This window comes from Luteimonas sp. RIT-PG2_3, assembly GCF_054902115.1.
This window is the reverse complement of sequence record NZ_JBUBPF010000003.1, coordinates 359777-380638: the sequence shown is the minus strand read 5'-3', so window position 1 is coordinate 380638 and position 20862 is coordinate 359777. Positions and strand designations below refer to the sequence as shown.

The following is a 20862-nucleotide window of genomic DNA, read 5'->3' as shown; positions in this document are numbered from 1 at the left end:
GGAGGCGAGTGGCAGGGGCTGCAACGCAAGACTAGGCTCTCAGGCCGGCATCGTCTGTTCGACGATCGCAGCGCTGTCGCTGCTGTCGTCGGGGACCGTGCGGCGCGCGATGCGTTTGTTCCGGGTGTCCAGCGTGATCGCCCACAGAGCCACCAGCAGGGCCGAGGCGGGGACCAGCGCCGCGACCCAGGGCAGTGCGGTCAGGCCGGGGCCATGCAGGATGACCACGCCGCCGAGCCATGCGCCGAACGCATTGCCGAGATTGAAGGCACCGATGTTCAGGCTCGATGCGAGGCTCTGCGCGTCGCGTGCCTGCTGCAGCACCCACAACTGCAGTGGCGATACCGTCGCGAATGCCGCTGCGCCGAGCAGTCCGACGAAGACCACCATCGCCGTCCTGTTGTGCAGCGCGAAGCCCATCAGTCCCATCACCAGCGTCAACGCGATCAGCGTGCCGAGCAGCGCCGGCATCAATCGCCGGTCGGCGAACGTCCCGCCCAGCAGGTTGCCGACGATCATGCCGACGCCGAACACCAGCAGGATCGGCGACACCGCCGCGTCGGTGAAGCCGGCGACTTCGGTCAGCAGCGGCTGGATGTAGGTGTAGACGGTGAACATTCCGCCGAAGCCGAGCACCGTCATCAGCAGGCCCAGCAGTACCTGCGGTTGCGCGATCACGCGGATCTCGGCAGCGAAGCTCGTCTGCACCTGCTCGCCGCGCGCCTTGGGGACCAGGGTCGCGATGACGAGGGTGGCGATCACGCCGATCGCCGCGACCGCCCAGAACGTCGCGCGCCAGCCGAACTGCAGACCCAGCCAGGCGCCCGCGGGCACGCCCAGCAGGGTGGCGACGGTCAGGCCGGTGAACATGATCGAGATCGCCGAGGCCTTGCGGTCTTCGGCGACCAGTCCGGTCGCGACCACTGCGCCGACGCCGAAAAAGGTGCCATGCGCGAGCGAGGTGATGACGCGGGCGATCATCAGCACGGTGTAGTCGGGTGCCAGCGCGCAGGCGAGATTGCCCAGCGTGAACACCACCATCAGCGCGACCAGCACGGTCTTGCGCGGCAGCCGGCCGGTCGCCGCGGTCAGCAGGGGCGCGCCGACGAAGACTCCGAGCGCGTAGCCGGAGATCAGCAGTCCGGCCGCCGCGATCGAGACCTGCAGGTCGTTCGCGACCTGCATCAGCAGGCCCATGATGACGAACTCGGTCGTGCCGATGCCGAAGGCGCCGGCGGTCAGCGCATAGACCGCCAGCGGCATCCGCGAAGAAGCGGGCGGCGTGGGCGTGGCGGGCAGGGAGGCGGGTGTCGGGGCGTGCATGGCAGCGGAGGGCCTGGAGGAGTCGACGCAGTCTGGGCGCTTGCATATTGAGTGGAAACAGACAGAATCCAGAAATACTTTCAATAAAATATTGAAAATGGACCGTCTCGGCGATATTGCCCTGTTCCTGCGTGTGCTCGACCTGGGTTCGATCAGTGCGGCGGCCAGGCAGCTCGACCTGTCGGTGGCCGTGGCCAGCCAGCGGCTCAAGCGTCTGGAGCAGGCACTCGGCGTCCGCCTGTTCCACCGCACGACCCGCCGCCTGCATGCCACGACCGAGGGCCATGAATTGGCTGCGCGCGGTCGCGTGCTGGTCGAGGAGCTCGAAGCGCTGGGCCAGAGCCTGCGACAGGCCGGCAACGAGATCTCCGGGACCCTGCGGGTCACGATGTCGGCATCGTTCGGTCGCCAGCACGTGTCGCCGCTGCTGCCCGCGTTCATGGCGCTGTATCCGCAGGTCCGGCTGCACGTGCACCTGAGCGACCAGTTGGTGGACCTGGTGCAGGAAGGCTTCGACTTGGCGATCCGGATCGGTGCGCTCGATGACTCCGGCCTGGTCGCGCGCCGCATCGCCAGCAACCAGCGCGTGCTGTGCGCCGCGCCCGACTTCCTGCGTCGTCACGGCACGCCCACCACGCCGGCAGACCTGGCGGAACTGGATTGCCTGATGTTGTTCGGCAGTCGCGGGCGCCAGGCCAACTGGCAACTGCAGGGCCGCGACGGCGCATGGCACGAGGTCGCGGTGTCCGGTCGCCTCGAAAGCAATCTTGGCGAGCTGCTGCGCGATGCCGCGGTGGCGGGGCAGGGCATTGCCGCGCATTCGTTGTGGCATGTCGCCGACGAACTCGCCGACGGCAGGCTGGTGCGCGTGTTGCCGGAGTACCAGTTGCGGGATACCGGCATCCATGCGGTGATGCCGGAGCGTCGATACATGCCGCCGCGCGTGCGCGCGTTCATCGATTTCCTGACCGCCCGTCTTGCCGCGCGATCGCCGTGGCGGGAGGCCGGCGCTACGGCGGTCATCGCGCCCGCCAACATCGGGCCTGACGACATCAGACCCGGCGTCGACAAGACTGGGGTCATCAGGCCTGACGTCGGCAAACCTGCTGCGATCCAGCGTCAGGATCCAACGTCCGGGAAGCCGGGCATTAAAGAGCCGAGCATCGGAAAGCCGGACATCGGAAAGCCGGACATCGCCCGGAAGGTCCGGACCAGGTCGCCCGCCAAGGCCTCGCGAAAGCCGCACTGACGTCGGCGTGCCATGCGTTCTGGCAGGATGGGGGTCCCTCTCGCTTCCGGCGGGAACGCCATGTCCGCTTCCGATTCCGACGACCGCTCCGCATTGCGGCCCGCGCCCGACGCGCCGATGGTGGCGATCGCCGACTATGTCATCGACGCGCGCATCGAGTCCAAGGTTGCCTACGACACCGCGCGCTACATGCTGTTCGATTCGCTGGCCTGCGCGATGCTGGCGCTGCAGTTCCCTGAATGCGTCAAGCACCTCGGCCCCCTGGTGCCCGGTGGCGAGATCGCAGGCGGTGCGCGCGTCCCCGGCACCGCGCACGCGCTCGATCCTGCGCAGGCCGCGTTCAACATCGGCACCCTGGTGCGCTGGCTCGATTTCAACGACACCTGGCTGGCTGCCGAATGGGGGCATCCGTCCGACAACCTGGGCACCATCCTGGCGCTCGCCGACTGGCTGGCGCGCAAGGAAGGACGCCGTATCCTGATGCGCGATGTCTTCGGCTGGGCGATCAAGGCGCACGAGATCCAGGGCGTCTACGCGCTACAGAACAGCTTCAACCAGGTTGGGCTCGATCACGTGATCCTGGTGCGGCTGGCGTCCACCGCGGTGGCGACCGCGATGCTCGGCGGCGGCAAGGACGAGATCATGACGGCGGTGTCGCATGCCTGGATCGACAACGGCGCCCTGCGGACCTACCGGCACGCGCCCAATACCGGTCCCCGCAAAAGCTGGGCGGCCGGCGACGCCTGTCGGCGCGCGGTGATCCACGCGCTCAATGCCGCGAGAAAGCATGTGATCGGCTATCCGTCTGCGCTCAGCGCGAAGACCTGGGGCTTCTACGACGTCGCGTTCTCCGGCCGCGCGTTCGCGTTCGAGCGCCCCTTCGGCAGCTACGTCATGGAGAACATCCTGTTCAAACTCAGCTTTCCCGCCGAGTTCCATGCGCAGACCGCGGTGGAGTGCGCGATGCGCCTGCATCCGCTGGTGCGTGACCGCATCAGCGACATCTCGCGGATCGTCATCCGGACCCAGGCGGCGGGGCTGCGCATCATCGACAAGACCGGACCGCTGTCCAATCCGGCCGACCGCGATCACTGCTTGCAGTACATGGTCGCGGTGCCACTGATCTTCGGCCGGCTGGAGGCCAGCGATTACTCAGACGCGGTGGCCGCCGACCCGCGCATCGACGCGCTGCGCGATCGCATGGAGGTGTCCGAGGATCCTGGATTCACGCGCGACTACTTCGATCCCGACAAGCGCTACATCGGCAACTCGGTCGAGGTGTTCTTCCAGGACGGCACGTCGTCCGGGGACGTATCGATCGATGTCCCGATCGGGCATCGCCGGCGCCGGGAGGAGGGGATTCCGGTGCTGTTGGCGAAAGCCGAGGCCGCGTTCAGATCGCGGCTGCCGGCGGCCCGTGTCGAGCGCCTGATGGGCTTGATCGAAGCGCCTGAAGAGCTGGACACCATGCCTGTGCAGGCCTTTCTGGCCCTGTATGAAGTCTGACCGGGCCCCGGTACCGCTTGCACACAGGGCGCGGGCAATGATTTATCTTTGCCCGCGTCAACTGTTATGGTAGTGTTAACGCTGTCTTCACGGTGCTGACTCTAATCTGATTGGGTGGGTACCGGGGTTCGCCCCTGACCTCATTTTCCGCAACAAAACGCTTTTCCCTTGATCTAAGGAGCTTAAAAGATGAACAAGAAACTCCTCGGCGCCGCGCTTCTTGCCGGTCTGGGCCTGGCGCACACCGCCAGTGCACAGGAGTTCGACGACCGTTGGTACATCACCGGCGCCGTTGGTTACAATTTCCAGGATGGTGACCGTCGTACCGAAGACACCCCGTTTGGTTCGATTGGTCTGGGCAAGTTCATCAGCCCGAACTGGTCTGTGGATGGCGAGCTGAACTATCAGAACCCCGGCTTCGACAGCGGCGTTGCGGGTGCCAACCCGGATCTGAACTGGAGCCAGTACGGCGTTTCGCTGGACCTGCGCCGCCACTTCATTGCCGAAGGCCGTGCCTGGAACCCCTACCTGCTGTTCGGTCTGGGCTACCAGCGGTCGGAAGAAGAGTACGCAATCGTCAGCCCGAATTCGCCGGCGCAGCGTGAAGACGGCAACCTGGCTGCCAAGGTCGGCGTCGGTCTGCAGGGCACCTTCACCAACCGCGTCGCGGTTCGTGCGGAAATCGCCATGCGCGCTGACTTCGACGACCAGAGCTGGGCCGCCGAGAGCGGTGTTGATGGCCCCGGCTATCGTCACCAGCAGGAAGAGAGCTTCTTCGGCGACACGCTGGCTTCGGTCGGTGTCGTGATCCCGCTGGGACCGGCTCCGGTCAAGGCCGTCGCGCCGCCGCCGCCGCCGCCGCCGGTTGCTCCGCCGCCGCCGCCGCCGCCGGAAAAGATCACCATCGATCTGAACGGTGTCAACTTCGACTTCGACAAGGCCACCCTGCGTCCTGACGCGGTGTCGATCCTGAACGAAGCCGTCGAGATCCTGAAGCGTTACCCGGACCTGCGCGTCGAAGTGGCTGGCCACACCGACTCGAAGGGTACCGATGCGTACAACCAGGGTCTGTCCGAGCGTCGTGCGAAGACCGTGTATGACTACCTGACCAGCAACGGCGTCGCTTCCAGCCGTCTGGTGGGCCCGACCGGTTACGGCGAGAGCCGTCCGATCGCCCCGAACACCAACGCGGATGGTTCCGACAATCCGGCTGGTCGTGCGCAGAACCGTCGTACCGAGCTCAACGTTCAGTAATTCGGTTGCACAGCTGCATCCCGAAGCCCGGCCTCGTGCCGGGCTTCGTGTTTCTGGGCTCTGCCGTATTCAATGTTCAACCTCGTGTGTCGCTGCTACACTCCGCGGCATCACCTTGAATGGAAACGGATCGATGCGCACGGTCGCTCTCGCAATGTTGTTGTTTGCTGTGCTCCCCGCACACGCCGCAACCCAGTGCCAAGGCTCGGTGATTCCTGCGCCATTGCCGGTGCGCCCGACCTTGCTGGCGCCGGTCGCCTCGGGCTTCGTGGCGGTCAATCCGCAACTGGGTTCGCAGCGCGGCGTGCTTGCGCAGGGATTCGACGAAGCGCAATCGGTCGACAACGTGCTGCAGCGCCTGCGTATCGAAGGCTGCCAGAACGTGGCCACCGTGCCCGCGGCCGCAGCGCCGGTCAGCGCGAGTGCCGCGACCTACGTCAAGCGCACCGAGCATGACAACACGCCATACCGTTTCAACATGACACAGGGCGGCAAGCGCATGACCGCCGATGATTTCGATGCCTGGTTGCAGGCCAATGGCTACAGCGCAGGTCGTCGCGTCGACCCCAATGCCGCTGCCGCACAGCCGGAACAGCCGGCGGCGCAGACGCAACCCCAACAGTGACGGCATGCGGTCTTCCGCGTTGCTGCCGACGGCCCGCTTCTGCGGGCCGTTCGCTTTGATGGGCGCGGTGCTGCGTGTCGCCGGCTAGGACGCGCGGCACGCGTGCAGAGGGGCTGCGCGGGCCGCGATACGGGATCGCGCGCGTGCTGTCCAAGCGCGGGCTGTGCTCGCGCAGCGAAGCCGAGCGCCTAGTTCGCGCGGGGCAGGTGCGCATCGACGGGCGCCAGGTGTTCGATCCGGAGTTCCCGGTCGCGCTGGATGCCAGCGGCATCGTGCTGGCGGATCGGGCCGCAGCGCCGGTCGCCCATCGTTATCTCGTCCTCAACAAGCCGCGTGGCCTGGTGACCACCGTGCAGGACGAACGTGGCCGCGATACCGTCTATCGCTGTTTCGAGGATCCGGCCCTGGGCTGGATCGCGCCGGTCGGTCGGCTCGACAAGGCCAGCGAGGGCCTGTTGCTGTTCACCAGCGACTCGGCGTGGGCGGCGAAGATCACCGACCCGGTCGAGGGCCTGCTGAAGACCTATCACGTGCAGGTCGATGTATTGCCCGACGAGGGATTGCTGGCCGCCCTGCAGGCCGGTGTCGAAGACGGAGGCGAATGGCTCAAGGCCGCGTCGGCCCGACTGCTGCGGCACGGCGAGCGCACGGGCTGGCTGGAGATCGTGCTCGATGAAGGGCGCAACCGCCAGATCCGCCGTCTGCTGGCGGCCTGCGGGGTCGAGGTCCTGCGGCTGGTGCGCGTGGCGATCGGCCCGCTGGCGCTGGGCGAGCTGGGCAAGGGGCAATGGCGGCTGCTGGCGGCAGCGGAGATCGCGTCATTGGCCGTGCCGTCCGCGCCGCTGCCGGATTGACTGCGGGCGAGGCCCACGTGGCCGCCCCTGCATGCCCGGCAGCGCGATGGATCATGCCGGTCGCTGCAGGGCGCAGTCGTTGAAGCGCTCAGTCGTTGAAGAGCTCAGCCCTCCAAGCGCTGAGCCCTTCAACAACCCGGTCTCTTCAGGCCAGCTCGTTCAAGTCCAAGACCTTCAGCGTTCAGCCCCTCAGCGTTCAGTCCTTCAGCACACCCAGTTCGCGACCGATGCGGGTGAACGCATCGATGGCCTGGTCGAGCTGCGCGCGCGTATGCGCGGCGCTGATCTGGGTGCGGATGCGCGCCTGCTGTTTCGGCACCACCGGGAAGAAGAAGCCGATCGCGTAGATGCCTTCCTCGAGCAGGCGCTCGGCGAAGCGCTGCGCCAGCGGGGCGTCGTAGAGCATGACCGGGCTGATCGGGTGCGTGCCGGGACGGATGTCGAAACCGATGGCGGTCATGCGTTCGCGGAAATACGCGGTGTTGCTGGCCAGTTGCTCGCGCAGGTCGCCGGCGGCATCGAGCATCTCGAAGGCCTTGATGCCGGCCGCGACGACGTGCGGCGGCAGCGAGTTCGAGAAGAGGTAGGGGCGCGAGCGCTGGCGCAGCAGTTCGATGACCTCGGCCGAGGCCGTGGTGAATCCCCCGAGTGCGCCGCCCATGGCCTTGCCGAGCGTGCCGGTGATGATGTCGATCCGGTCCAGCACGCCCTTGACCTCGGCCGATCCGCGGCCACTGGCGCCCAGGAAGCCGGTGGCATGGCATTCGTCGATGTGTACCAGCGCGTTGTACTTCCTGGCCAGTGCGGTGATGTCGTCCAGCGGCGCGATGAAACCGTCCATCGAGAACACGCCGTCGGTGGTGATCAGCTTGGTGCGCGCGCCGGCGGCGTCGGCCGCCTGCAGTTGCCGTTCGAGGTCGGCCATGTCGCAGTTGGCGTAGCGGTAGCGCTGCGCCTTGCACAGGCGCACGCCGTCGATGATCGAGGCGTGGTTGAGCGCGTCGGAAATGATCGCGTCATGCTCGTCCAGCAAGGGCTCGAACAGGCCGCCATTGGCATCGAAGCAGGCGGCATAGAGGATCGTGTCCTGCTTGCCGAAGAACCCGGAAATCGTCCGCTCCAGCTGCTTATGCAGGTCCTGGGTGCCGCAGATGAAGCGCACCGAGGCCATGCCGAAGCCATGCGTGTCGAGGGCCTGCTTGGCCGCCGCGATGATGTCGGGATGGTCGGCGAGCCCGAGGTAGTTGTTGGCGCAGAAGTTCAGCACCTGGCGGCCGTCGGCGAGGGTGATCTGCGCGGCCTGGGGGCTGGTGATCACGCGCTCGCTTTTGAACAGGCCGGCGTCGCGGATCTCGCCGAGGGTCTGGTGGTAGCGCTGGGTCAGGGACATGGTGCGTCTCGTTCGAAAAAGGGCCCGCTTGAAGAAGAGCCCGGAAGAAAGATCTGTTTGAAGCAGGGCTTGTTTGAGTCAGGGCTTGTTTGGATCAGGGCCTGTTTCAATCATTGCTTGTCTGGATCATGGCCTGCTTCAATCCGGGCCGGTCTCGGTCTGCCAACGCACCGCATGCTGAAGCGGCGGCGTGGCTGATGCGGGTGGCCATCGTACGGCAGCGGGAGCCGTGGCAGGACGCAGGCCTGCACCAACGAGGCCCGGCGCGACGGGAGCGCGTGCCGACGCGGCGCGAGACAGGCGCGGAGCGGTCCGCAGCCGCCGCCTTTTGGCGGGGGCATGCGCCGGCCCGGGCCGGCGTCGTGGCGCATTGCAGCATGCGGCATGCGCGCGCCTTCGGTCGGGCCCGGTTTGGCTTTGTCCGGGCCACAGCCGATAGACTTGCCGGTCAAGGCCTTATCCAGATGGTGATCACATGCGTAGACGATTCCTTGCCACGGCGCTGCTCGGGGTGCTTTCCACCGGCAGCATGACGACGATGGCAGGGGAGGGCATGTGGGTGCCGCAACAGCTTCCGGACATTGCAGGGCCGCTGAAGAAGGCGGGGCTGCAACTGGATCCGAAGCAGTTGGCCGACCTGACCGGCGATCCGCTCGGTGCCGTCGTGTCGCTGGGGGGGTGCACCGCCAGCTTCGTCTCGCCGCAGGGGCTGGTGGCGACCAACCATCACTGCGCGTACGGCGCGATCCAGTTGAACTCCACACCGGAGAACAACTTGATGCGTGATGGTTTCAATGCGCCGACCCGGGCAGATGAAATCAGCGCCGGCCCGGCGTCGCGGATCTTCGTGCTCGATGCGATTGATGACGTGACCCGGCAGGTCAACGCCGCCATCCAGGCCGCGGCCGATCCGCTGGCGCGCACCCGCGCGCTGGATGCGATCGAGAAATCGCTGGTCGCCGCCTGCGAGTCCGAGCCCGGCTATCGCTGCCGCCTGTACAGCTTCCTTGGCGGCAACAGCTACCGCCTGTTCCGCAACATCGAGATCCAGGACGTGCGCCTGGTCTATGCGCCCCCAGGCAGCGTCGGCAGCTTTGGCGGCGATGTCGACAACTGGATGTGGCCGCGGCATACCGGCGATTTCTCGTTCTATCGCGCCTATGTCGGCAAGGACGGCAAGCCGGCCGCTTACGCCGCCGACAACGTGCCGTACACGCCCAGGCACTGGCTGAAGTTCGCCGACAAGCCGTTGGCCGCCGGGGATTTCGTCATGGTCGCGGGCTACCCGGGGCGGACCAATCGCTACGCGCTGGCCGGCGAGTTCGACGAGACCGAGCAATGGACCTATCCGACGGTATCGCGGCATTACAAGGCGCTGACCGCGATGGTCGAAGCGCGCGGCAAGGAAAATCCCGATATCGAGGTCAAGTACGCCAGCACCATGCGCGGCTGGGAAAACACCTTGAAGAACTACGACGGGCAGCTCAGCGGTTTCCAGCGCATTGGCGCCGCCGCCAGCAAGCAGGCCGAGGAAGCGGCCGTGCTGGCGTGGCTGCAGGCACAGGGCGAGGCCGGCAAGCCGGCGATCGATGCGCACCAGCGGCTGGTGGCGCTGAACCAGGCGGCCAGCGCCACGCGTGATCGCGACCTGGTCGTCGGCCAGTTCGACGGCACCGGTCTGGTGTCGACGGCGATCCGCCTGTACCGCTTGGCGATCGAACGCCAGAAGCCCGATGCCGAACGCGAGCAGGGGTTCCAGCAGCGCGACCTGCAGACCTTCGAAGGCGGCTTGCGGCAGATGGAGCGTCGCTACGTGCCGGCGATGGATCGCGAACTGCAGCGCTACTGGCTCAACGAATACACCAAGCTGCCTGCCGCACAGAAAGTGGCGGCCATCGATACCTGGCTCGACGGCGGCGATGCCAAGGCGATCGATCGCGCGCTGGACCGGCTGGGGCGCAGCGAACTGGTCGAGGCCGATGCGCGCCTGAAGTGGTTCGCCGCCGACCGCGCTGCGTTCGAGAAGAGCCGCGATCCGGCGATCCGCTACGCGGTCGCGATCATGCCCACGCTGCTGGCCTGGGAGCAGGCGCAGAAGACCTCGACCGGTGAAGTGCTGGTGCTGCGACCGCGCTACCTGCAGGCGGTCGCCGACTACCGCAAGAGCCAGGGACGCTTCGTCTATCCCGATGCCAACTCGTCGCTGCGGATCACCTTCGGCAACGTGCGTCCGTACACCACGCTCGACGGCGTGCAGCACACGCCGTTCACCACCATCGACCAGATCCCGCCCAAGGTCACCGGCGAGGATCCGTTCGAGGCGCCACAGGCGCTGCTCGATGCGGTCGCCGCGAAACGTCATGGCGGCCTGGCGGACCGTGCGCTGAAGACCGTGCCGGTGAATTTCCTGTCCGATCTCGATGTCACCGGCGGCAATTCCGGCTCGCCGGTGCTGGACGCGCGCGGACGCCTGGTCGGTCTGCTGTTCGACATGAACTGGGAGTCGGTCAGCTCCAACTGGGTCTTCGATGCCGACATGACGCGGACGATTTCGGTCGACCAGCGCTACATGCGCTGGATCATGCAGGAGGTCTATCCGGCGCCACAGCTGCTGCAGGAGCTGGGCCTCACGCCGAGACGCTGAGCCGGCATCGCCGGGTCGCTCGCCAGATCGATTGCCAGGCCGGACGATGCGGGCCCGCCCACGGGGCGGGCCTGCATCCCTTAAACTGAACGGGTTTCCGGCGGACGTCAGCGCCGGACCGCACCCCCATAGGAATTGCCCCGCATGAGAATCCTGCTTGCACGCCATGGCGAGACGCCGTGGAACGCCGAAGGCCGCTATCAGGGCCAGGAAGACATCCCGCTGTCCCCCGTCGGCGAGAAACAGGCATGGCTGCTGGGCGAACGCCTGCGCGACGTCGGCATCGACCGTGCGGTGGCCTCGCCGCTGTCGCGCGCGTTTCGCACCGCGCAACTGGCGTTGGGCGAAACGCGTGCCTCGATGCTCGCCACCGACGCCGGCCTGATGGAAATCGCGCACGGTACCTGGGAAGGCCTGCTGGCGAGCGAAATCGGCGAGCGCGATCCGGCACTGCTGCGCGAATGGCGCGTCTCGCCCGATACCGTGCAGATGCCGGGCGGTGAATCGCTGGCGCAGGTGTTCGAGCGTTCGTGGCAGGCCTTCGTCCGTGCCTGCAACGACGTGCCGGCCGACGGCACCCTGCTGGTGGTCGCGCACGATGCAGTGAACCGGGTGATCCTGTGCCACATCCTCGGCATTCCGTTCTCGCGGCTGTGGACGTTCCGCCAGGCGCCGACCACGTTGAACCTGCTGGAAGGTCCGGACGTCGAACACCTCGAAGTCGTCCGCCTCAACGACTGCGCGCACCACACCGCGTTCTTCGGCGAAGCGGTGCATCGCGCGCTGTAGTCCGGCGGTGCGCGTGCCTGCAGCACGCTGTCGGCGGGCCTGAGAACCTGTTGACGATCTTGCTGCGCTTGCCATCTGGCGTGCGTGCGGTGCTCGAAATGCTCATGTACCTCTACGTACACTGCGCTTTCTGCGCTCCGCCACACGCCATCTGCCGGCGCTCGCGACAGATCGTGAACAGATTCTGGGCGCGTCCTACAATAGGCCGATGACGCAGACGCTTTCGCATTGGCTCGACCGGATCGAGCGCCAGCATCCCAAGGCCATCGACATGGGGCTCGAGCGTGTCCGCGACGTCCATGCGCGCATGGACATCGGCCGGCCGGGCAGGCACGTCATCACCGTCGCCGGGACCAATGGCAAGGGCTCGACGGTGGCCTTCATCGAAGCGATCGCGCGCGCCGCCGGCTGGCGCGTCGGCTGCTATACCTCGCCGCACCTGCAGCGCTACAACGAGCGCGTGCGCATCGACGGGCTGGATGCGTCCGATGCCGACCTGGTTGCGGCCTTCGAGGCCGTGGAAGCGGCGCGCGGCGTTACCACGCTGACCTATTTCGAATTCGGCACGCTGGCGGCGCTGTGGCTGTTCGCGCGCAGCGGGCTGGACCTGGTCGTGCTCGAGGTCGGGCTGGGCGGGCGCCTGGACGCCACCAATCTCGTCGATCCGGATGTCGCGGTGATCACCGCCGTCGACCTGGATCACCAGGACTGGCTGGGCAACGATCGCGAGACCATCGGCTTGGAGAAGGTCGGCATCGCGCGCGCCTGGAAACCGCTGGTGCTGGGCGAGCACGATCCGCCGTCGAGCGTGCTCGGTCGGGCGTATGCGCTGGGTGCGTCGGCGATCCGCGCCGGCAGTGATTTCCTGTTCGCCGACGACGACGACCACTGGTCGTGGCGCGAGCCCGGCTTCGCACTGCAGTTGCCCAAGCCGGCGATGGACGCGCCGGTGCAGTTGCGCAATGCCGCGACCGCGATCGCGGCACTGCGTGCGCTGCGCCGGCAGATCCCGCGTGCGGCCTACGCCGAGGGCGTCGCCAGTGCCCGGGTCGCCGGCCGCTTGCAGCGCTTCGAGCGCGAGGGGGTCGAGATCGTCGTCGATGTCGGGCACAACCCGCAGGCGGCCGCCGCGCTGGCGCAATGGCTGCGCGCAGTGCCAGCGCCAGGCACGGTGCATGCGGTGTATGCCGCCCTGGCCGACAAGGACGTGGCTGGCGTGGTGCTGGCCCTGCAGGACGATGTCGACCGCTGGTGGCTGGCCGGTTCGCTGGGGGCCGGCGCACGCGGACAGGATGCCGATGCGCTGGCAGGCCGCTTGCAGCAGACCCGGGCCGGCGCCGCCGTGCGCTCGACCGATGTCGCCACCGCGCTGGCCGCGGTGCGCGCGCTGGCCGTACCGGGCGACCGGATCCTGGTCTTCGGTTCGTTCCAGGTCGCGGCCGAAACCCTGGCGGCCCTGGTGGACGGAGGCGGCGCGGGCGGCGTTAAGAAGTGAGGGCTGGGACGGGCGTATAATTCGACCGCCCTCCGTTGCCCCCGATGCTGATGGATTCCGGACTGAAACAGCGCCTGGTTGGTGCGGCCGTGCTGGTCGCCCTGGCCGTGATCTTCCTACCGATGCTGGTCAAGGGCCCTGCGCCCGACAGCGGCGTGTCCGACCTGTCGCTGCGCGTGCCCGATGCCCCGTCAGGGGACTACCGCACCGTGGACCTGCCGCTGGTCGTCAATGGCGATGCCCCGGCGGCCAATGCCCCCGCACAGCCGGCGCCGCTGCCGGCGCCTGCGGCGGCCGACGACGGCGACGCCCTGCCGACCGTGGACACCGCCGCCGAGCGCAACGCGCCCGCGGCCAGCGACGCATTGCCGGCCCCGGAAGCCGCGACCCGTCCGCAGCCGATGCTGCCGGCCACCGTCGCCAGCGGCAATTACGCGGTGCATTTCGCCGCCTTCGCGACCCGCGACCAGGCCGACGCGATCGTCCGCCAGCTGCGTACCGCCGAGCTGCCCGCGTTCAGCGAGCCGTTCACGCTCAACGACAAGCCCGCCTTCCGCGTTCGCATCGGACCGTATGCGAACCGCGCCCAGGCCGAAACCGTGCGCCTGCGCGCTGCGCAGATCCGCAATGACGTGACGCCGCGGGTGCTGGCGCTGGACGCCGATGCCGCCAGCCCGGCAACGGTCGCTGCCACGCCAAAGCCGCAGCCTGCCAAGCCCGAGCCTGCCAAGCCCGCGCCGGCCAAGCCTGAAGCACCCAAGCCGGTCGCCGCGACGCCGGCCGCGCCCAAGCCTGCCGAGGCGGCCACGCCGGCGGCGCCCGATACCGGCTTCGTCGTGCAGCTGGGTGCGTTCTCCAGTACCGGCGATGCCAATGCGCTGCGCGATCGCCTGCGCGCCGCCGGCATCACTGCGTTCACCGATACCGTCAGCACCGACAAGGGTCGCCTGACCCGCGTCAAGGCTGGCCCCGTGCTGACGCGCGCCGATGCCGAAAGGCTGAAGTCGCGCGTGAAGTCGGCCGTCGCGATCGACGGCATGGTCCGCTCGCATCCCTGATCCAGGGCCTGTCTGACGGACCGGTCCGGCCACCGCTTGCACTGTCCCGCAGCACGCCCCACAACAGCACGCTCCACAACATCAGGCTCTACATCAGGCTCCACCTGACGTCATCCACCCGCGACAACTTCGCAACACCATCTGGAATCAAGCCCATGTGCGGCATCGTCGGCATTGTTGGAACCTCTGAAGTCGCAGCAGCGCTGTATGACGGACTCACCGTGCTGCAGCACCGCGGCCAGGACGCTGCCGGCATCGCCACCGCCAGCGGCGCCCAGCTGCGCGTGCACAAGGGCAATGGACTGGTCCGCGATGTCTTCGACGCCAAGGCGATGGCGCTGCTGCAGGGGCGCGTCGGCATCGGCCATTGCCGCTACCCGACCGCCGGCAGCGAGGGCAGCGACGAGGCGCAGCCGTTCTACGTCAACTCGCCCTACGGCATCGCGCTGGCGCACAACGGCAACCTGATCAACACCGACCAGTTGCGCCAGCAGGTCTTCGAGACCGACCGCCGCAACGTCAACACCGAGTCGGACTCGGAAGTGTTGCTGAACGTGTTCGCGCACGAGCTCGACCGCGAGAAGGCATTGACGCCGGAAGCGGCGTTCCGCGCGGTCGAAGGCGTCGCCCGCCGCGCCCAGGGCGGTTATGCGGTGGTTGCGATGGTGCTCGGGCTCGGCCTGGTCGCGTTCCGCGATCCGCACGGCATCCGTCCGCTGGTGCTGGGCAAGCGTGAAACCGACGCCGGCACCGAGTACGCAGTCGCATCGGAGTCGGTGGCGCTGGATATCCTTGGTTTCGAGCGCCTGCGCGACGTGCAGCCGGGTGAGGGCATCGTGGTCACTGCGCGTGGCGAACTGCATCATCGCCAGTGCGCGGCGCCACAGCAACATGCGCCGTGCATCTTCGAATACGTGTACTTCGCGCGGCCCGACTCGATGATCGAGAACATCTCGGTGCACAAGGCGCGCATGCGCATGGGCGTGACCCTGGGCGAGAAGATCCTGCGCGAGCGCCCGGATCATGATATCGACGTCGTGATCCCGATCCCCGATACCTCGCGCGACTCCGCGCTGGAAATCGCCAGCACGCTGGGCGTGAAGTATCGCGAAGGCTTCATCAAGAACCGCTACGTCGGCCGCACCTTCATCATGCCGGGGCAGGGCGAGCGCGCGAAGTCGGTCAAGCGCAAGCTCAATCCGATCCCGCTGGAGTTCCGCAACCGCGTGGTGCTGCTGGTCGACGATTCGATCGTGCGCGGCACGACCTCGCGTCAGATCGTGCAGATGGCACGCGATGCCGGTGCCAAGAAGGTCTACCTCGCGTCCGCTGCACCGCCGGTGCGCCATCCCAACATCTACGGGATCGACATGCCGTCGGTGGATGAGCTGGTCGCGCATGGGCGCAGCGAGCAGGAGATCGAGCAATTGCTCGGCTGCGACTGGTTGATCTACCAGGACCTGTCGGACCTCGAGGCGGCGGTTGCCGGGCCGAAGTTCGTCGGCCGAAAGTTCGACAGCTCCTGCTTCAGCGGCGAGTACGTCACCGGCATCGAGGCCGGTTACTTCGAACGTATCCAGCAACTGCGTTCCGACGAGGCCAAGCGCAAGCGCCGCATGGCCTCGTGATGGGTTCGCTGTTCGAGGCGGCCGCGCGCTGCCTGCAGGCAGCGCAGCCGCAGGACAAGTTGGCGCTGACCTTCGCCAGCGCCGACGCTTTCGCACGCGGCGAATTGACCGTGCCGCCGCAGGCGGCGCCACCCGATGCGATCCGCATGCCGGGCCGACCGGAACGACCGAAGCTGGTGCATCCTCGCGAGCTGCCGCGTCGCGGACTGGGCAGCAATGAAGGACGCGCGGCGTTCATCCATGCGATCGCGCATATCGAGTTCAATGCCATCGACCTGGCCTGGGACGCGGTCTACCGGTTCCGCGACATGCCGGCGGCCTATTACGCGGACTGGGTGTCGATCGCCAGCGACGAGGCGCGGCATTTCCGGATGATCCGCGAGCGCCTGCTCGCGCACGGTCGCGACTATGGCGATTTCGATGCCCACAACGGACTCTGGGAAATGGCAGAGAAGACCGCGCACGATGGCCTGGCGCGGATGGCCCTGGTGCCGCGTGTGCTGGAAGCGCGCGGCCTCGACGTCACCCCGGGAATGATCGTCAAGTTGCGGGCATTGGGCGATGACGCCACCGCCGATGTGCTGGAGATCATCCTGCGTGAGGAAGTCCCGCACGTGGCCGCAGGATCGCACTGGTTCCGCTGGCATTGCGAGCGCCAGGGCGTCGCGCCGGAACCGAGGTTCCGTGAACTGTTGTCAGGGTATGCGCGCGCCGTGCTGCATGGCCCGTTCAATATCGAGGCGCGCAGCGCCGCCGGATTCAGCGACGAGGAACTGGCCGCGCTGATGCAGGTCGCCGAGTCCCGCTGAGGTCTGCAGAGAACGGGCTTACAGCGCCGACAGCTGCATGCCGCCATCGGCGTCGACGCGCAGCACCGAGCCCTGCGTGTACCAGTCGCCCAGCACGATGCGTTGGCAGTCGTGTTCGCCGACGCGCAGGGTATGGATCGCCGGACGATGCGTGTGGCCGTGGATCAACGTCTGCACGCCATAACGGCCGAACATCTCGTCGACGGTCTGCGCCGCGACATCGGTGATGGTTTCCATCGTCCCGGCCGCCTGCAGTTCGCCCTGGCGGGTCTGGCTGGCGGCCCGCGCCTGCTGCGCGAACGCCTGGCGCGCGGCCAGCGGCTGGGCAAGGAAGGTGGCCTGCCAAGAGGGGTCGCGCGTCTGCGCGCGGAACTGCTGGTACGCGGTGTCGTCGGTGCACAGCAGGTCGCCGTGCATCAGCAGCGTGGGCGCATTGCCCAGCATGATCACCGCGGGGTCGGGCAGGATCCGCAGGCCGGCGCGGCCGGCATAGTCCTGACCGAGCAGGAAGTCGCGGTTGCCGCGCTGGAACAACGCCGGTACCCCGGCCGATGTCAACGCATGCAGGGCGGATGCGACCGTTGCCGCAAGCTCGGAATCGTCATCGTCGCCGACCCAGGCTTCGAACAGGTCGCCCAGGATGTACAGCGCCTTCGCATCGCGTGCTTCGCCCGCCAGGAAGTCGCAGAACAGGCCGGTGATGGCCGGTCGTTGCGGATCCAGGTGCAGGTCGGAAATGAAGAGCGTGGTCATGGCCGCATTGTAAGGCTGCGCCCGTCGCATGCGCGCCGTTCGTCCGGCGGCGCATTGCGGCACGGCCATCGCGCTGCGACCACTGCGGCCGGCGGCGCCGCTCAGGTCCGCTCGGGATCGGATTCGGGTGCCTGTGCCGGCGCCAGCCCTGGCTCGGGTTGGTGTTCCGGTTCGCGTTCGCGTCGCAGCCAGGCGAGCGCATCGCCGATGCCTGCGCCTGCGGCAACGCCGTCGACATGCCAGTCGCCGTGCACATGCGTCACGACATGATCGACGCCTTGCCGGTCGTCAACCTCGCCGCGCTCGCAAACGACATGGCCGACGCGGCGCAATGCGCGTGCCAGCCACGGCGCCTTTGGGCACTGCGCGTCGAGCAGGATGTGCCGACCCTGGCCGGCGGGCATCTCGAAGCGTCCGGTCGCGGGCGAGAACGTCAGGTTCGCGGCATCGAAGGCACGACCGATCTCGCCCGAAAGCGCGACGTCTTCGGGTACGCCGTCGATGAAACGGCCACCTCCCGGCAACAGCCACAGTCGGTCCGCGGTCTGCAACGACAGCTCCAGGTCATGGCTCGACAGCACGATGGCCATACCCTGCTCGCGGGCGATCCGGCGCAGCGTGTCGATGATGGTGACGCGGCTCGGCAGGTCCAGGAACGCGGTGATTTCATCGAGCAGCATCAGTTCGGGTTGCTGCGCGAGCGCACGCGCGATCATCGCGCGCTGGCGCTCGCCATCGCTGAGGCTGTCGACCAGACGATGCGCGAGGTGCAGGCCTTCGACCAGCGCCAGCGCCTGGCTTGCGATCCTGCGGTCGTCATCGTCCAGCCTGCCGGCCCAACCGGTATAGGGATGGCGTCCCATCTCCACCAGTTCGGTCACACCCAGCGCACCCAGTTGGGGACGGTCGGTCAGCACCACCGCGATGCGGCGCGCACGCTCGGCGCCGCGCAATGCCTGAACCGGCCTGCCGCCCAGGCGTGCCTCGCCGGCCAATGGCGCCAGGAATCCACCCAGCGTGCGCAGCAGCGTGGACTTGCCCTGGCCATTGCGGCCGAGCAGGCAGATGAATTCACCGGCCCCGACGTGCGTCTGCGGCAACCGCGCCAGCGCGTTGCCGGCGTAGCCGATCTGGAGGTCCTGGATCTGCAGCATGTCAGCCTCCGGTCGCGCGCAGGCTGCGCGAGGTCAACAGCATCGCGATCACCACCGGCGCGCCAAGAATCGCGAGGATCGCGTTCAGATGCAGGAAGTGCTGGCGCCACGGCAGGTGCACCACCATGTCCGCGAGCAGTGCCAGCAGGGCCCCCAGCACGAAGGTTGCCAGCACCAGTGCGCCGATCCTCGCGGACCCCATCAATCCGCGCGCCAGGTGCGGCGTGATCAGGCCGATGAAGGCGACCGGACCGCAGAAGGCGGTGACCGGTGCGGCCAGCAGGATCGTCGCGCCCAGCACGATGCGACGCAGCCGTGGCACGTTGACGCCGAGGCTTTCGGCGTACAGGTTGCCCAGCAGCAGCGCGGTCAGGGGTTTGGCCACGTAGACCGCGAGCATCAGGCCCACCACTGCCAGCGGCAGCCAGCTCAGGAAGTCCGGCCAGGCGATCGAGGCGAAGGTCGCATCGTTCCAGGAGGCGAAGATCCGCGATTGCGTGCGGTTGGTGAAATGCAGCAATACGCCGATCAGGCCCTGCGCCAGGAATCCCAGCATCAGGCCCAGCACCAGCAGCGTCACCGAACTCACGCGCCTGGCCATCGCCGCCATCGCCAGCGCGACGGCGAGCATGCCGATCGCCGAGCCGGCGACGATGCCCAGCCCCGACAGTCCGGTGATCAGACCCAGCGCAGCTGGACCGACGACCGCGCCGGCCACCACGACCACGGCTGCACCGAACTGTCCGCCGGCCATCAGGCCCAACGACCAGGCGTCGGCCAACGGATTGCGGAACAGTGTCTGCATCAACAGCCCGGCGACGGCGAGCGCGCCGCCACCGAGGATCGCCGCAAATACGCGCGGCAGTCGCAGGCCATGGACGATGCGGTATTCGGGCGATGCCGCATCGAAGCCGAACAGGCCCTGCAGGACCTGGCTGACAGAGAGCACCTGCTGGCCCAGGGCCAGGCTCGCCACCGCGACCGCGGCGAGCGCGAGCGCCAGTCCGGAACCGACCATCCAGCCGTTGCGGTGCGTCCCTGCGGAGGCGAGGGCGGGGCCGCGCATGGGGACGGTCACTGGTATTGGCCTTGGGGCAATGGCTTGAGGAAACGGAACGGGCCGGGTACCAGGTCGGGATGCAGGATCTTGACCATGTCGGACAGCACCCAGTCCGGTCGCACGATCGCGGTCTGGTACCAGTCGTAGGCGTTCTCCGAGGCGACGATGCGCCCCGTGTTGCCGTACAGCCGGCCTTCGCGCCAGGCCCTGAATCCCGATTCGACGTCATGGCTGCGCGGGGCCACGGCGTGGATGTCGCCGATCAGCCAGACATCCGCGCGTTCGGCCAGCGGCAGCAGCGTTTCGGTCGCGACCACGTCGGATACATAACGGCGGGGATCTTCGTCGCGCGCCATCAGGTTCCGGCCACCGGCATCGGTGATGTAAGCCGCTTCCGCGCCGCGTACAGTGGCGACCCAGCGGTCGGCGCCGCTGGGATAGGCCCACAGCACGGCGGTGGCCGGGCGTCCCGAGACCTGTTGCTTCAATGCCGCGACGCTGGCTTCGACCTCGCCGAAGATGCGCTCGGCGACGGCGTCGGTTCCGGTCAGCAGGCCGTACAGCCGGATCCATTCCGCGCGGGCGAGATAGCTGGCTTCTTCTTCGGCGAAGGTCGGCACCACGGTCAGGCCCAGTGCACGCGCGCGCTGCAGGACCGGGGTCTGCGCGAGATCGCTGAGGCGCATCAGGAAGACGTCGGGCTGCCGCACGATCAGCACGTCGAGATTGGGTGGCGAGTGCCAGTTGTAGCCGAGCACGCCGATCTCGCCGGCTTTCGCGCGGCGCCGGACGGCATCGTCGTACGATGCCAGGCCACCGACGGCGACCAGGCGATCGGCGACGCCGAGCGTGGCCAGAAAGGCCTCGTCCACGCCCGAGTTCGTCGCGATGCTGCGCACGGGCGTGCGGATCAACGTGGCGTCGCGCAAGGTTCCGGTCAAGGACGGGAGCGGGGCGTCCTGTGCCAGCAGCACGAGCGTGTCCGAGCGTTCTTCGCGGGCGCCGCCCTGGTCGGCAACGGGCGCGCGCATCCTGGCGACGATGAATCCGTCGTGCTGTTCGAGCGTGAGGTAGCGCGCATGCCGCAGCGGGATCGGCGTGAATCGTCCGGCGTCCGTGGGCGCTTGCAGATCCGGTCCCCGCGCGTCGAGGCCGGACCGAGCCGTGTCGGCATCTCCCCCGGCTGTCGCGTCGCTGCCGGGGTGCTTTCCGGTGTCCTTCGCGCAGCCCGCGACGAGCAGCCCTGCGCAGAGCGCCAGCAGGACCAGCGT

Annotated in this window: 16 protein-coding genes and 1 pseudogene; 11 read left to right on the top strand and 6 right to left on the bottom strand. The window is 67.8% G+C overall.

Features of this window, described 5'->3' with window-relative positions; all coding sequences use genetic code 11:
- Positions 1-39: 39 nt before the first annotated feature.
- Positions 40-1323, bottom strand: a complete 1284-nt coding sequence (locus ACYX7E_RS06535; protein ID WP_462079758.1) for an MFS transporter — start codon at positions 1321-1323, stop codon at positions 40-42.
- A gap of 97 nt (positions 1324-1420) precedes the next feature.
- On the opposite strand from ACYX7E_RS06535, the pseudogene ACYX7E_RS06530 reads away from it, so the two are divergent.
- The 5 genes and pseudogenes from ACYX7E_RS06530 to ACYX7E_RS06510 all read left to right on the top strand — a co-directional run.
- Positions 1421-2329: pseudogene (locus ACYX7E_RS06530) on the top strand (LysR family transcriptional regulator); the annotation flags it as partial.
- A 303-nt stretch (positions 2330-2632) separates the two neighbouring features.
- The gene (locus ACYX7E_RS06525) at positions 2633-4078 is read left to right on the top strand and encodes a bifunctional 2-methylcitrate dehydratase/aconitate hydratase (protein ID WP_462079757.1); all 1446 of its coding nucleotides are present in this window, start codon (positions 2633-2635) and stop codon (positions 4076-4078) included.
- Positions 4079-4267: 189 nt separating this feature from the next.
- Positions 4268-5332 carry an OmpA family protein gene (locus ACYX7E_RS06520; RefSeq protein WP_462079756.1) on the top strand — a complete coding sequence of 355 codons (1065 nt, stop codon included), beginning with the start codon at positions 4268-4270 and terminating at the stop codon, positions 5330-5332.
- A gap of 154 nt (positions 5333-5486) precedes the next feature.
- Positions 5487-5957, top strand: coding sequence for a hypothetical protein (locus ACYX7E_RS06515; protein WP_462079755.1), 471 nt, complete (start codon positions 5487-5489; stop codon positions 5955-5957).
- 74 nt (positions 5958-6031) lie between these two features.
- Positions 6032-6811 (top strand): pseudouridine synthase, encoded by a 780-nt coding sequence (locus ACYX7E_RS06510; protein ID WP_462079754.1) that lies wholly within the window; start codon positions 6032-6034, stop codon positions 6809-6811.
- Positions 6812-7007: 196 nt separating this feature from the next.
- On the opposite strand, the gene kbl is transcribed toward ACYX7E_RS06510, so the two are convergent.
- The gene (gene kbl, locus ACYX7E_RS06505; protein WP_462079753.1) at positions 7008-8201 is read right to left on the bottom strand and encodes a glycine C-acetyltransferase; all 1194 of its coding nucleotides are present in this window, start codon (positions 8199-8201) and stop codon (positions 7008-7010) included.
- A gap of 475 nt (positions 8202-8676) precedes the next feature.
- Between kbl and ACYX7E_RS06500 the strand changes: the two genes are divergently transcribed.
- From ACYX7E_RS06500 to ACYX7E_RS06475, 6 genes are all read left to right on the top strand, one after another.
- Positions 8677-10845, top strand: a complete 2169-nt coding sequence (locus ACYX7E_RS06500; RefSeq protein WP_462079752.1) for a S46 family peptidase — start codon at positions 8677-8679, stop codon at positions 10843-10845.
- Positions 10846-10989: 144 nt separating this feature from the next.
- Positions 10990-11634 (top strand): histidine phosphatase family protein, encoded by a 645-nt coding sequence (locus ACYX7E_RS06495; protein WP_462079751.1) that lies wholly within the window; start codon positions 10990-10992, stop codon positions 11632-11634.
- A gap of 208 nt (positions 11635-11842) precedes the next feature.
- Complete coding sequence (gene folC, locus ACYX7E_RS06490; RefSeq protein ID WP_462079750.1) at positions 11843-13129, top strand: bifunctional tetrahydrofolate synthase/dihydrofolate synthase; 1287 nt, start codon at positions 11843-11845, stop codon at positions 13127-13129.
- 50 nt (positions 13130-13179) lie between these two features.
- Positions 13180-14187, top strand: coding sequence for an SPOR domain-containing protein (locus ACYX7E_RS06485; protein WP_462079875.1), 1008 nt, complete (start codon positions 13180-13182; stop codon positions 14185-14187).
- Positions 14188-14342: 155 nt separating this feature from the next.
- A complete protein-coding gene (purF, locus tag ACYX7E_RS06480) occupies positions 14343-15815 on the top strand; it encodes an amidophosphoribosyltransferase (protein WP_462079749.1) in 1473 nt (490 codons plus the stop codon).
- On the top strand, positions 15815-16624 hold the full coding sequence (locus tag ACYX7E_RS06475) for a ferritin-like domain-containing protein (RefSeq protein WP_462079748.1): 810 nt from the start codon (positions 15815-15817) through the stop codon (positions 16622-16624). Before purF ends, ACYX7E_RS06475 begins: the two co-directional genes overlap by 1 nt.
- An 18-nt stretch (positions 16625-16642) precedes the next feature.
- Here ACYX7E_RS06475 and lpxH read toward each other — a convergent pair whose 3' ends face one another.
- The 4 genes from lpxH to ACYX7E_RS06455 form a co-directional block, all read right to left on the bottom strand.
- Positions 16643-17377, bottom strand: a complete 735-nt coding sequence (lpxH, locus tag ACYX7E_RS06470; protein ID WP_462079747.1) for a UDP-2,3-diacylglucosamine diphosphatase — start codon at positions 17375-17377, stop codon at positions 16643-16645.
- Between the two features lie 101 nt (positions 17378-17478).
- Positions 17479-18531 carry an ABC transporter ATP-binding protein gene (locus ACYX7E_RS06465; RefSeq protein ID WP_462079746.1) on the bottom strand — a complete coding sequence of 351 codons (1053 nt, stop codon included), beginning with the start codon at positions 18529-18531 and terminating at the stop codon, positions 17479-17481.
- A gap of 1 nt (position 18532) precedes the next feature.
- Positions 18533-19597, bottom strand: coding sequence for a FecCD family ABC transporter permease (locus ACYX7E_RS06460; RefSeq protein ID WP_462079745.1), 1065 nt, complete (start codon positions 19595-19597; stop codon positions 18533-18535).
- A gap of 8 nt (positions 19598-19605) precedes the next feature.
- A complete protein-coding gene (locus ACYX7E_RS06455) occupies positions 19606-20622 on the bottom strand; it encodes an ABC transporter substrate-binding protein (protein WP_462079744.1) in 1017 nt (338 codons plus the stop codon).
- Positions 20623-20862: the final 240 nt, after the last annotated feature.

What these genes read in the sequence shown, in the direction of transcription:
- ACYX7E_RS06535 (WP_462079758.1), bottom strand. Translation starts at nt 1,323, where the DNA reads ATGCACGCCCCGACACCCGCCTCCCTGCCCGCCACGCCCACGCCGCCC.
- ACYX7E_RS06525 (WP_462079757.1), top strand. Translation starts at nt 2,633, where the DNA reads ATGTCCGCTTCCGATTCCGACGACCGCTCCGCATTGCGGCCCGCGCCC.
- ACYX7E_RS06520 (WP_462079756.1), top strand. Translation starts at nt 4,268, where the DNA reads ATGAACAAGAAACTCCTCGGCGCCGCGCTTCTTGCCGGTCTGGGCCTG.
- ACYX7E_RS06515 (WP_462079755.1), top strand. Translation starts at nt 5,487, where the DNA reads ATGTTGTTGTTTGCTGTGCTCCCCGCACACGCCGCAACCCAGTGCCAA.
- kbl (WP_462079753.1), bottom strand. Translation starts at nt 8,201, where the DNA reads ATGTCCCTGACCCAGCGCTACCACCAGACCCTCGGCGAGATCCGCGAC.
- ACYX7E_RS06500 (WP_462079752.1), top strand. Translation starts at nt 8,677, where the DNA reads ATGCGTAGACGATTCCTTGCCACGGCGCTGCTCGGGGTGCTTTCCACC.
- ACYX7E_RS06495 (WP_462079751.1), top strand. Translation starts at nt 10,990, where the DNA reads ATGAGAATCCTGCTTGCACGCCATGGCGAGACGCCGTGGAACGCCGAA.
- folC (WP_462079750.1), top strand. Translation starts at nt 11,843, where the DNA reads ATGACGCAGACGCTTTCGCATTGGCTCGACCGGATCGAGCGCCAGCAT.
- ACYX7E_RS06485 (WP_462079875.1), top strand. Translation starts at nt 13,180, where the DNA reads ATGGATTCCGGACTGAAACAGCGCCTGGTTGGTGCGGCCGTGCTGGTC.
- purF (WP_462079749.1), top strand. Translation starts at nt 14,343, where the DNA reads ATGTGCGGCATCGTCGGCATTGTTGGAACCTCTGAAGTCGCAGCAGCG.
- ACYX7E_RS06475 (WP_462079748.1), top strand. Translation starts at nt 15,815, where the DNA reads ATGGGTTCGCTGTTCGAGGCGGCCGCGCGCTGCCTGCAGGCAGCGCAG.
- lpxH (WP_462079747.1), bottom strand. Translation starts at nt 17,377, where the DNA reads ATGACCACGCTCTTCATTTCCGACCTGCACCTGGATCCGCAACGACCG.
- ACYX7E_RS06465 (WP_462079746.1), bottom strand. Translation starts at nt 18,531, where the DNA reads ATGCTGCAGATCCAGGACCTCCAGATCGGCTACGCCGGCAACGCGCTG.
- ACYX7E_RS06460 (WP_462079745.1), bottom strand. Translation starts at nt 19,597, where the DNA reads ATGCGCGGCCCCGCCCTCGCCTCCGCAGGGACGCACCGCAACGGCTGG.
- ACYX7E_RS06455 (WP_462079744.1), bottom strand. Translation starts at nt 20,622, where the DNA reads ATGCGCGCGCCCGTTGCCGACCAGGGCGGCGCCCGCGAAGAACGCTCG.